8 protein-coding genes are annotated in these 11,909 nt (G+C 33.2%); 7 read left to right on the top strand and 1 reads right to left on the bottom strand.

The features are described from left to right. Nucleotides 1-12 precede the first annotated feature (12 nt). From I6N95_RS21665 to I6N95_RS21645, 5 genes are all read left to right on the top strand, one after another. Nucleotides 13-1,452, top strand: coding sequence for a flippase (locus I6N95_RS21665; protein ID WP_209531456.1), 1,440 nt, complete (start codon nt 13-15; stop codon nt 1,450-1,452). 27 nt (nt 1,453-1,479) lie between these two features. Continuing rightward, nucleotides 1,480-2,103 carry a CatB-related O-acetyltransferase gene (locus tag I6N95_RS21660; RefSeq protein WP_209531455.1) on the top strand — a complete coding sequence of 208 codons (624 nt, stop codon included), beginning with the start codon at nt 1,480-1,482 and terminating at the stop codon, nt 2,101-2,103. Nucleotides 2,104-2,161: 58 nt separating this feature from the next. Beyond that, nucleotides 2,162-3,328, top strand: a complete 1,167-nt coding sequence (locus I6N95_RS21655; protein ID WP_209531454.1) for a nucleotide sugar dehydrogenase — start codon at nt 2,162-2,164, stop codon at nt 3,326-3,328. A gap of 915 nt (nt 3,329-4,243) precedes the next feature. Beyond that, nucleotides 4,244-6,097, top strand: a complete 1,854-nt coding sequence (locus tag I6N95_RS21650) for a GW dipeptide domain-containing protein (protein ID WP_209531453.1) — start codon at nt 4,244-4,246, stop codon at nt 6,095-6,097. A gap of 114 nt (nt 6,098-6,211) precedes the next feature. Continuing rightward, nucleotides 6,212-9,070, top strand: coding sequence for a GW dipeptide domain-containing protein (locus I6N95_RS21645; protein ID WP_209531452.1), 2,859 nt, complete (start codon nt 6,212-6,214; stop codon nt 9,068-9,070). A gap of 250 nt (nt 9,071-9,320) precedes the next feature. On the opposite strand, the gene I6N95_RS21640 is transcribed toward I6N95_RS21645, so the two are convergent. Further along, nucleotides 9,321-10,256, bottom strand: coding sequence for a glycosyltransferase family 2 protein (locus I6N95_RS21640; protein WP_209531451.1), 936 nt, complete (start codon nt 10,254-10,256; stop codon nt 9,321-9,323). 243 nt (nt 10,257-10,499) lie between these two features. Here I6N95_RS21640 and I6N95_RS21635 point away from each other — a divergent pair, with 243 nt between their 5' ends. Both I6N95_RS21635 and I6N95_RS21630 read left to right on the top strand, forming a co-directional pair. After that, nucleotides 10,500-10,931, top strand: a complete 432-nt coding sequence (locus tag I6N95_RS21635) for a GtrA family protein (RefSeq protein WP_209531450.1) — start codon at nt 10,500-10,502, stop codon at nt 10,929-10,931. A 322-nt stretch (nt 10,932-11,253) separates the two neighbouring features. Then, nucleotides 11,254-11,871, top strand: coding sequence for a hypothetical protein (locus tag I6N95_RS21630; RefSeq protein ID WP_209531449.1), 618 nt, complete (start codon nt 11,254-11,256; stop codon nt 11,869-11,871). Nucleotides 11,872-11,909 lie beyond the last annotated feature (38 nt).

Here is an 11,909-nt window from a genome sequence, read left to right as displayed (position 1 = left end):
AAGGAAAGTAATTTGAAAGAAAAATCGATTAAAAAAAATGTAGTATTAAATATGCTAAGAACAACAATGAATATTATATTTCCCTTAATAACATTTCCTTACATTACTAGAATTTTGGAAGCTGATAATGTTGGTAAATTTGACTTTAGTAAGTCAATAGTAAGTTATTTTATACTTCTCTCAGGTTTAGGAATTTCCCAATATGCGGTAAGAGAAGGTAGTAGTTTAAGAAGAAGTCAAAAATCATTTGAAAAATTTTGTAATGAAGTTTTTAGCATTAACCTTATTATGACAGCAATATCCTATGTGATTCTTTTTATTTTATTATTTAGTAGTAAAGTGTTGTCTAACTATGCAATACTTATTTCGATATTTAGTGTGAATATTGTAAGCAATACTTTTTCAGTTGAATGGCTATATACTATTGAAGAAGACTTTAAATATATCACTATAAGGAGTTTTTTTGTACAGTTATTATCTTTAGTTCTCATGTTTATTTTTGTTAAAGAAAAAAATGATTACGTTCAATATGCATTAATAACTGTTTTTTCTTTAGGTGGCGCAAGTTTATTTAATTTCTTCCATTCTAGAAAATATGCTAACATCCAATTCGTGTTGTCCACAAATTGGAAAATCCACATAGTTCCTATGCTAATTTTATTTTTTAATTCAATAGCGAGTATGATTTACTTGAATTCCAATATTACAATTATCGGTTTGATTAGTGGAGATTATTATGTAGGTATATACAGTACTGCTACTAAAATATATACGATAGTTAAACAAGTAGCGAATGCGGTTTTATTAGTCACAATACCTAGACTTTCTTACTTAGTCAGCGCAAAAAAAGGTAAAGAATATAATGATCTTATTTCAAAAATACTTAATGCAATTACGTTGATAACTATTCCTGCGATGATAGGGATTATTGTTTTACGAGAACCGATTGTTGAACTTCTAGCAGGTGTAGGATTTGAAAGAAGTGTATATTCTTTATCTATTTTAAGTTTGACAATGATTTTTAGTTTATTTTCTTCATTTTATATATACGGAGTATTAATTCCTCATCACAAAGAGAAGAATGTACTGAAAGTTAGTATTATAAGTGCAGTTGTTAATGTTGTTTTAAATCTTCTTTTTGTCCCTTTTTTACAAGAAATAGGTGCTGCTATTTCAATCTTTATATCAGAATTATTAGTAATGATTCTGTCAATTATGTATTCCAGAGATTATCATAATAAAATTCATTTGAGAAAGAATTTGATAGTAGCTATGATAGGTAGTATTATGATTTATATAGTTTGCTTAGTTTTGAAGCAAGTTACTGGATCAGTTATAATATATCTATTTATATGTATTTTTAGCAGTATAGGTTTATATTTATCCTTGCTGATACTTACAAAGAATGAATTATTATTACTTGTAATCCCTAAAAAATTTTTGAGGAAATAATTAGATATAGAATAAGGAGTGTGAAAAATGTATACTTATTTGAGTCAAATGATAAAATTAATTATTTGTAGGAAAAAATGGAGAAATAAAAATCTGCATAATTATACGTCAGTAAAAAATCTCTTTTCATTAGAAAAAGTTTCTGTTGGAAAAAAGACATACGGAGCTTTGATGGTAAGAGATTTTGGAGAAAAAGATTCTGGACTAGAAATTGGAAACTATTGCTCTATTGCTAATGGTACTGAGTTTATTCTTGGTGGTGAACATAGTTACAAGAATTTATCGACATTTCCTTTTAAAAGGTATTTTGGAGATGGGCAAATAGAATCATTTTCAAAAGGAATTATTCGAATTGAAGATGATGTTTGGATTGGGGCGAATTGTACCATTTTGTCAGGCATAACAATTGGTAAAGGTTGTGTTGTTGGTGCCGGAAGTGTAGTACGGAGTTCCATTCCTCCCTATTGTATTTTTGTAGGGGATAAAGTTGTTAAGAAACGTTTTAGTGATGTAACAATAAATAGATTACAAGCTTTTGATTGGTCAAGTTTAACGAAAGAGGAGATATCCAATAATTTAGAATCAATATATAGTTTTGATGAATTAGAACTTGATAATAATAAATTAATTGAGATTTCTAAAGATAGGTAAGAAAATTATTATTAAGAACTTTAAAAGATAAGTAATATATTAAGTTAGGAGAATAATAATGAATATTTCTGTTTTTGGTTTAGGATATGTAGGATTAGCTAATGCGTTACTTCTAGCTCAAAATGAAGATGTAATAGCATATGATATTGTGAGTGAAAAAGTATCGTTATTAACTAATGGAACTTCGCCTTTAGTTGATGATTTAATTGAAGATTTTATTGGTCGAGAGGATCTAAATATAAGATATACAAGTGATTTTAAAAAGGCTGTGGATCATGCAGAGTACTGTGTAATTGCAACACCAACTGATTACGATGAAGAAAAAAATTATTTTAATACGTCAACTGTGGAGAACGTAATTGAAAAAGTGATGGCAATAAAAAAAGATTCAATTTTTATCATCAAGTCAACGGTACCTGTAGGATATACCGAAGAGTTAAAAAGTAAATTTAAAACTGAAAATATTATTTTTTCTCCTGAATTTTTAAGAGAAGGAAGAGCTCTATATGATAATCTATATCCCTCTAGAATTGTTATTGGAGAGGAAACTGAGAGAGGCTATGAATTAGGTCAAATATTTTTAAGGAACACAATTGAGAAAAGTGCTCCTGTACTATTGAGCAATCCAACTGAAGCTGAAGCTATTAAGCTTTTTTCTAACACTTATCTAGCTTTGAGGGTTTCTTATTTTAATGAATTGGATACATATGCAGAAGTACGTGGATTAAATTCTAAACAAATTATTGAAGGTGTAGGGTTAGATCCTAGAATTGGTAATCATTATAATAATCCTTCCTTTGGATATGGCGGTTATTGTCTCCCAAAAGACACGAAACAGTTGTTGGCTAATTATGATGACGTACCTAATAATATTATAAGTGCTATAGTAGATTCGAATAGAACTAGAAAAGATTTTATTTCTGATCAAATAATTGCTAAAAATCCAAAAATTGTTGGTGTATATCGATTAACAATGAAATCAAATTCAGATAATTTTAGGTATTCTTCAATTCAAGGCGTAATGAAGCGCCTCAAGGCAAAAGGTATTGAAGTTGTTGTGTATGAGCCAACTTATAATGAAGATTATTTTTATAATTCTAGAGTTATTAGAGATATTGAGGAGTTTAAAAACAAAGCGGATATCATTATTAGTAATCGGGTTGATAAAATGTTATCTGATGTTAAAGAAAAAATTTATACAAGAGATTTATTTGAGCGAGATTAATAAAGTTTCTTATTGTGAAAAAGACGAGAAAAGCTTGCAAATGAGTAATTGAATTAGGGTGTATAAAAAACATCATACCCACTCTTCATTGGAAAAGACCCAACGATAGAAGGGGGAAAGATGTTTTTTTTATCGACAAAGGCACTGGTTTTCTACCGATTACGAAACAATTACTCAGGAGACCTTACAAAGCTAAAATGAGATATGTCTTCAAAAAATCTTGTAAGATACTGACGGCACTTAATCCACTAGCTTTTGAGCCACTCAAACTTGTAAAAAATAGAAAGGTTTGTGTTCGTTGAAGGCGGCATTGTAAAGTGCCCACTCTCTTTTGTGACTGTTACATTAAAAGTAACAGTTTTTGCTAACTTGTCCAATAATCAGGTACAGCTACATCTGCTGGGTGGAAATTAGCGATTTGTCGCCCACATATTGGTGAAGAACTGCCGCATAACCATCTAGGCAATGAGAAAGGTCACTTATGCTAAAAAGCTACCTATAGGCGTGACTGCTCAAAACGGGTGATAGAACCCTATACTAAAAAATTCCAAACACGCCTTAAACGACTATGGTTTTCGGATTTATTTATCATTGACACCTTAGTGTTCATGGCGGATCATGCACATTAAGCTAATATTTTTTTCAGTTGGTTCATTTTTTTTTGAACGAAGTTAACGGGAGATAAAGGAATCGTGACGGCTATTTTAGACAGTCTACTATACCGAGTGGAAGTCGTTTTTAGCTAAATATGTAAAAGTTTATTTGATTGTTACAATACTATTGATTAATAGAGAAACTAATGATTTTACTCTAGAAAAACTCATGAAAATTGAGCGTATATGGCAGAGTTCGACAAAGTGGTTCATCGACTTATTCGAAAAAAAGAATAAATATTTAATGATAGGAGTAGTAAGTATGAAAAAAGTTCTAACTGGGTTGATGTGCGGAGTGTTGTTAATGAGCTCGTTGTCATTGTCAGCCTCAGCGGATTCATTTGAAAATAATCGCAAAATAGAAAACTCAACCACAAATAGTGTAAATCCCTCGTTTGATTCAACTGATCTAAGTACATCCGAATCAGATGATGAGAATAACGAGGTGGCGGAACAAAGTTTAGAAAGTTCGACGGAGATTTCTAACCAAGATTTAAAGATGAACAGCACTGAATTAGAAGGAACTACAGAAGAAACAGAAGAATTGAAAGAAGTCATTAATCAGGATGAGATTAGAAGCCAGGCAATGAGCCAGTTAAGGGTTCGTTCAAGTGTTCAAGAGAGTTTCATTGCGTCGGTATCTGCTGGTGCAGTTCGCTTGGGACAGCAATATGGGCTATATCCGTCTGTGATGATTGCTCAGGCATCACTAGAAAGTAATTGGGGAAGGAGTACTCTGGCTAAAGCCCCAAATTATAATTTATTTGGTATTAAAGGTGAATATAACGGAAATTATGTATTAATGGACACCCTCGAGTGGGATGCCCAAAATAATAAGTGGATTACGATCAAAGCGAAATTTAGAAAATATCCCAATTATGAAGAATCAATGAGGGATAATGCTGTTTTACTTAGAAATGGCTTGACGTGGGATTCTAGCTTCTACAAAGGCACATGGGTAGAGAATGCGAAAAACTATAAAGAGGCGACAGCATTTTTGACCGGTAGGTATGCGACAGATCCGAAATATGATTCAAAACTAAATGAAATAATTGGTGCCAATAGCTTAGATCAATTCGATAAAAAATATGATACGATAATTAGTCAAAAGCCTGTTAATAGATCAGTAAGTAGGATTATTTTAACAAATGGTACCCATGGTCTTTATAATGGGATTTTTAATACGAATTTCAATGTGAAGTGGATTGGGAGTAATTCAAATTATGGAGGCAAAATTGCATACATAACGGCTGAAGCTGTAACGAACCGTTCTACTTATTTGAAATTTGAAATTGATGGTAAAGTAATTGGCTGGATGGATAAGCGATCTTTCGATATGGCACCTTTTGATCAAATAGTTACTCGTAAAGCTTTGAATAATATTGAGGCAAAAATCATTACGACAGCTGGGAATCATGGTCTTTATAATGGTATTTTTAATACAAATGAAAATGTCAGATGGATCGGTTCAAGTAATAGTTATCCGAATCGTTTTGCTGTTCTAACAGAGGAAGTCCAGACAACTAGAGCGACATACATAAAATTCAAGATAGATGGTAAGGATATTGGGTGGATGGACAAGCGTGCCTTTAATATGAATCCATTTGATCAAGTGATGAGTCGTAAAACGTTAAATAATGTAGAGGCTAAAATCATTACCACAGCTGGTGAACACGGACTTTACAATGGTGTTTTTAATACAAATTCAAGTGTAAAATGGATTGGTTCAAGTAATAGTTATCCGAATCGTTTTGTGGTTTTAACTGAAGAAGTTCAAACTACTAGAGCGACGTACATAAAATTCAAGATAGATGGTAAAGAAATTGGTTGGATGGATAAACGCGCCTTTAATATGTCTCCCTTTGATCAAATTGTTAGTGAGAAAAAACTAAACAATGTAAAAGCGACGATTATTACGACTGAAGGTAACCATGGTCTATATAACGGTGTTTTTAACACAAATTCAAGTGTAAAATGGATCGGTTCAAGCAATAGCTACCCGAACCGCTCGGTGATTCAAATTAAAGAGGTTAAGACTACACGGGCGACATATGTTAATTTTAAAATAAATGATAAGGAAATTGGTTGGATGGATAAACGAGCTTTTTCTTACTAGAACAAACTGATTGAGTGGTAGTTTATTAGCAATTCTGATTCTGGTACTTTTTAGTCAAAAGTATCGTTTATGTGTTACACTCAAAATATAAATGTTTTTGGAGGGTGAAAAAGAATGGTGAAGAGAGTTAGCAAGTGGTTGGTATTACTTGTCATCGTAGGTCAATTGACTCCAAGTTTGATCTTTGCTGAGGAAATAGTATCTTCTTCTAGTGGAGATTATAATGAGTTAGCCTCCGATACATCAATAGAAGAATCACGCGAAAGTACGGATCAAACTATACCAGAGGAGATGATAGAGGATACATCCAGTGATAATTTAGAAATTAGAGAAAAAGAAGTCAGCTATGAGGCAATTGATTTAGACGTTATCAATCAATTAATTCATAGTCAAGCAATGAAGAGTTTTAATCAAAGAGACAGTGCGATAAAAGAGTTTATTGATTATTACGAAACTGAGCTTTATTCGATTTCAGAAGAATTTAGAATTGACAGGTCATTATTAGTGGTACATTTAGGTTTACAAACGAATTGGGGAAAAAGTGAGTGGAGCCAACCACTTCAGCTGAATCCTTTTTATAAAGAAGGGACATATGACAATGCTTCATTTAGTAAGCTAGTTGTTAGTCGGAATCAGCAAACTAATGCAAGAGAGACAAAAGATCAAGAGTACAAACTTTATCCTGATTTAGCAACTGCCTTAAGAGAACAGATAGGGGATATGGGCCAACAGCCTAGTACTCTTATTGCAGATAGTCAAGTTGGGAGAGTTTCCAAAACGATAGTCGAAAATTATGTTGAGTGGCAAAATGAAGATGCTCAATTTAGTAATGACATGTTTGAAATTTTAGAGTCAGAGTATTTTGAAAAAACTACTGATTTAGAGAAAAAGAAACTGAACGAGACTGGCAGTAAACTTAACGTAAATAGTTTTGATGAAATTATTTCTCAGCAAGCTGTTTATCGGAATGCAAAAATTCTCGATAATGTTGGAAATCATGGCGTTTACAATGGGGTCTATAGAACGGGTCCAAATATTAGATGGATAGGCTCTAATTCTACATTAAAAGGAAAAGAGGCTGTCATCACAGAAGAAGCAGAGACTACTCTGTCCACTTATGTAAAGTTTAGTATTGCAGGAAATGAAGTTGGTTGGATGGATAAGCGGGCTTTTTCCTATTACGAAGAAATAGTAAAAAAAGAAAGTACTGGGAACTTAGATGCTCGAATGATTACTACAACTGGAGAACATGGACTATATACCGGCCCGTTTATGACTAATGGAAGCGTTCGTTGGATAGGTAATAATCTTCAATATAATAATCGTTTGGTTATTGTAACAGAAGAAGTTACAACGAGAAGAGCAGTCTATGTTCACTTTTTTATTGATGGAAAAGATATCGGTTGGATGGATAAACGAGCTTTTAATTTCACGCCATTTGATAAGATAATTAATCGTAAGTCTCTAGCCAACGCTGATGCTAGAGTGCTAGCAACTACAGGAGAACATGGGATTTATAGTGATGTATTTAATACTAATCCAGGGGCGCGGTGGTTAGGAAGTAATAAGAACAGCAAGTATGCCAACCAATTGGTGACGCTACAAGAAGAAGTAGTCACAAGTCGTGCAACGTACATCAAGTTTAGTCAAAATGGTAAAGTAGTTGGTTGGATGGATAAACGAGCGTTTAATTTCACTCCTTTTGATGAGATAATTAGTCGCACGCTTTTAGATAATATGGATGCTCAAATTATTACGACTACTGGTGATCATGGAATTTACAGTGATGTGTTCAGGACCAATGCATCTGTTCGTTGGCTTGGAAGTAATAAAGAGAGTAGGTATGCTAATAAATTAGTGACCTTACAAGAAGAAGTCGTGACAAGCTTAGCAACTTACATAAAATTCAGCCAAAACGGTAAGATAGTTGGTTGGATGGACAAACGAGCCTTCAATTTTGATCCTTTTGATAAAATTATTAGTCAAAAAAAATTAACTGCGACGTATGCGAGCATTGTTACTAACAATGGCAATCATGGTGTTTATTCAGGTGTTTTTAATACAGAGGCAGCTGTTAAGTGGATTGGTTCTAATTCAACGTATGCCAACAAATTAGCAGTTATAACAGAAGAAGCCATTACTGCCAGAGGCACGTATCTAAAATTTAGTATAGCAGGCAAAGCAATTGGTTGGATGGATAAAAAAGCTTTTAATTTTAATCCTTTTGATTCGATTCTATCTCAAAAAAATATAAACAGTACGAGAAAAGTAATCACTACTTCCACTGGGAGCCACGGGATATACACCGGTGTTTATAATACTGGACCAGAAGTTAATTGGATAGGCAGTAATTGGCACTATAAAGGTAAATCAGTCACTATTACTGAAGAGGCACGCACTGTGAAAGGGATTTATCAAAAATTTAGCATTAATGGTAAAGTGATTGGCTGGATGGATTCACGTGCATTTTCTTCTGTGATGGATGTTCCTATTATTAAACAAATGCCTGAATTGCCAACAGGTTGTGAAATTGTTAGTGTAACCATGATGCTAAACTATGCAGGGGTTAATGTTAACAAAATAGCCATGGCTAATGAAATGCCACGTAATTATAACCCAGAGTATGGTTTTTCAGGTAGTCCGTTCCTAACAAGTGGTCAACAGCCATCATATTGGTGTACTATTTACCCTAGGGCGCTAATGGCTCAAGTGAAGAAACACGTAGGCTCAGCTGTCAATTTGACTGGAACGAGCACAGAAGGGCTAAAAAGACAATTAGATGATGGTAAACCGGTGGTTGTTTGGGTCAGTTATTTTCATAATTTCTTAACCCATGCTATTACGTTGACTGGTTATGATAACACTGGTTTTTATTATAATGATTGCTGGTCAGGACAAAAAAATGCTAAAATCACATATGCTTCTTTCAATTCTTGTTGGGCAAAACAAAATAGACGAGCTATTAGCTACTAATAGTGAAAAAGAGTTGGAAATCGCATAATGAAAAGAGCCGATAGACATCTCAGAATCTGTTTTTTTTTGGTAGTCCCAGAGCGAAACGACTTTACATCCCATCTTCACCTCTTTTTGGTGTTTCGCTTAAAAGTGTTGTTTCTTCGTTAAGAGCGACTTACATTCTGGAAGCCTATATATTAGCGCGTTCGCAAAAAAAACTAGTTTGAAGAGTTGATTAACAGTGTTGAGTGCTAACACTGTTAATCACTTACTTATCTTTCTCCGTCTCCTTGACGATATAGATAGGTCTTTTTTTTGTTTCCGTGAATATTTTTCCAAGGTATTTACCAATAATACCTAAACTCAAGAGCTGCATCCCGCCAACAAATAGAAAAATTGAAACCATCGATGGCCATCCAGATGTTGGGTCACCAAAGATAATTGTTCTAATAATAATAAATATTAGCGCAATACCTGAAAAGAGGCAAGACAGTGCACCAATTAACGAGGCGATATTTAATGGGGCTTCAGAAAAATTAACAATTCCATTGATTGAATAATCAAGAAGTTTCCAAAAAGACCAAGACGTTTCTCCAACTTGTCTTTCACGATTTTCGAAAGAAATGTATTCCGTTTCAAAGCCAACCCAACTGAAAATCCCTTTAGAAAATCGATTGTATTCTGATAATTCTAAAATGGCATTGACCATTTGACGAGTCATCAATCTAAAGTCTCTTGCCCCATCTACCATTTCCGTATCGCTTATTTTATTGATTATTTTATAGAATTGTCTTGCAAAAAAACTGCGAATAGGTGGCTCACCTTTTCTGTCGGATCTTCGAGTACCAACACAGTCGATTGATTTGGAGGTCAGAAGTTCGATCATTTTTGGCAATAATTCTGGAGGATCTTGTAAATCAACATCCATTAAGGTAACAAGTTCACCTGTTGAATTTTGTAAACCTGCGTAGATTGCGGCCTCCTTACCGAAGTTTCTTGAGAAGGAAATATAACGAATCGCTTCATTTTGTTTTCGCAAATTTTTGATAGTTTCAAGGCTATTATCTTTGGAACCATCGTTGATAAAAATATATTCAAACTGATAGGGTAAGTTTTTTTTGACATCTTCCATTGCCTCATAAAATAGCGGGATAGACTCTTCTTCATTGAAGCAAGGAACAATAATGGATAATGTTTTGTGCATGTTCATTTGGTTTCCTTTCGTGGTTTCTTCAATTATAACACTAGTTAATTGATGCGTGTGTCAAAATTAGAAAAGTTACTATCGGCATAGTATGACATTACATATTTTGAGTTTGGTATACAATGGGAAGTAGTGTAAAATGTAATTATTCGTTGCCTCTATAGTTTGAAGGAGGAGTGATAATTAGGATGAAATATAGATAAAATTCTATTGATTTTGAGAGAGTACATGAGGAGTTTTGAAATGACTAAAATAAAGCAGTGGGTTTTAACCTTTAAGTGTATGAATGAGCAAAGATACTCTATCTTAATGTATTTGGTAATGGGAGGAGTAACAACAATAATTAATATTGTAACCTTTTGGTTGTGTTATAGCGTTTTGGGAATAGGCTATTCTGTAGCAACTGTGATCGCCTGGTTTTTGTCTGTATTATTTGCTTACCTGTCTAATAAGTTTTATGTTTTTGAAAGTACCAATATGAATGTAAGTACTTTAGTACATGAAATGATTACTTTTTTTGGTTTTAGGGTGATATCATTATTAATAGATCTTTTTATAATGTATATCTGTGTTAGCTTATTTAATGTTAATGCTTTAGTAGCTAAGGTATTAGCTAATATTGTCGTGCTTATTGTCAATTATGTTTTTAGTAAGTGGGTTATTTTTAAAAAATAGATTTCAATGATGTGATATTTTTGAGTTTTTAAGTGTAGAGTCCAAATAGGGAGATATTACTATAAGTCATTTGCCTACTTTCCAAATTGTTTGTTAGAACTATTTTGAGTTTAGCGTAGATGCCTTTTTAATTGTATAGTGAGTGGCTATTATCGACGTCAAAACAAATAGAATTATTAAATTAGTGTTAAGAAAAAAAAGAAATAATATTAAGTATAGATTTCTTGTGTTACAAATGTTACAATATCATTACAGAAAGAGTTTGAAATATTTCGTTTTATATATCAGAATATTAACAGATATTTTGGAAAAGGAGAAAATAATGAAAAAGAAAGTAATAATATCAATGTTAGGTTTGTTTATGGCTTTTGGTTTAGTTGGATGTAGTAAGAGCTCAGAAGCAACTCATCCTAAAAAGACAAAGGTGAGCACAAGTCAGCTAGATAAACGTACAAAGACAACGAGTGAGTCGGTTAAACCTGAAGCTAGTGAGTCTCAATCTCAAAGTAGTGCTGAAACGCCATTAATTAGTGAGTCGGCTGTGGCTGGTGAACAAGAGGCTAAGCAAGAAATAAGTAATGAGTTAACTGCTTCAACAACGACAGAGACAGTGGCTGGATATGTACAAGCCAATTATTCTGTAGAAGGTACACACTTTAGTGTTAAATCATCCATTTTTAATCAAGAAACTAAACGTCAGGAATTTTTTATTGATATATTGCCTAACACCAAAGAAGATCATGAAAAAATCATGAAAGCATTGAATGAGAGCGCTTTTTCTGGGGGCCTTGCATTAATGGACAATGTTTCAAGACAAATGATCGATGATTTGCCTAAGGTTTATGGAGATGTACACATTAATTATATCCAGTATGTCTATTATGATGGCTCTGACTCTGTATTGGTCGTTCAAGACAGGGCACAAGATACGTTGAAATAGTGAAGTTTATCGACATTGAAAAGTGAGAGGAGAATCGC

This window comes from Vagococcus allomyrinae (assembly GCF_017829975.1).
GTDB classification, from domain to species: Bacteria; Bacillota; Bacilli; order Lactobacillales; family Vagococcaceae; genus Vagococcus_D; species Vagococcus_D allomyrinae.
Note: the sequence above shows the minus strand (reverse complement) of the source record. Positions and strands in the feature narration are given on the sequence as shown.

Bases quoted from the DNA above. Each gene is read 5' to 3' on its own strand.
- I6N95_RS21630 (WP_209531449.1), top strand. From the start codon at position 11,254: ATGAAAAAGAAAGTAATAATATCAATGTTAGGTTTGTTTATGGCTTTT.
- I6N95_RS21635 (WP_209531450.1), top strand. From the start codon at position 10,500: ATGACTAAAATAAAGCAGTGGGTTTTAACCTTTAAGTGTATGAATGAG.
- I6N95_RS21650 (WP_209531453.1), top strand. From the start codon at position 4,244: ATGAAAAAAGTTCTAACTGGGTTGATGTGCGGAGTGTTGTTAATGAGC.
- I6N95_RS21660 (WP_209531455.1), top strand. From the start codon at position 1,480: ATGTATACTTATTTGAGTCAAATGATAAAATTAATTATTTGTAGGAAA.
- I6N95_RS21645 (WP_209531452.1), top strand. From the start codon at position 6,212: ATGGTGAAGAGAGTTAGCAAGTGGTTGGTATTACTTGTCATCGTAGGT.
- I6N95_RS21655 (WP_209531454.1), top strand. From the start codon at position 2,162: ATGAATATTTCTGTTTTTGGTTTAGGATATGTAGGATTAGCTAATGCG.
- I6N95_RS21640 (WP_209531451.1), bottom strand. From the start codon at position 10,256: ATGCACAAAACATTATCCATTATTGTTCCTTGCTTCAATGAAGAAGAG.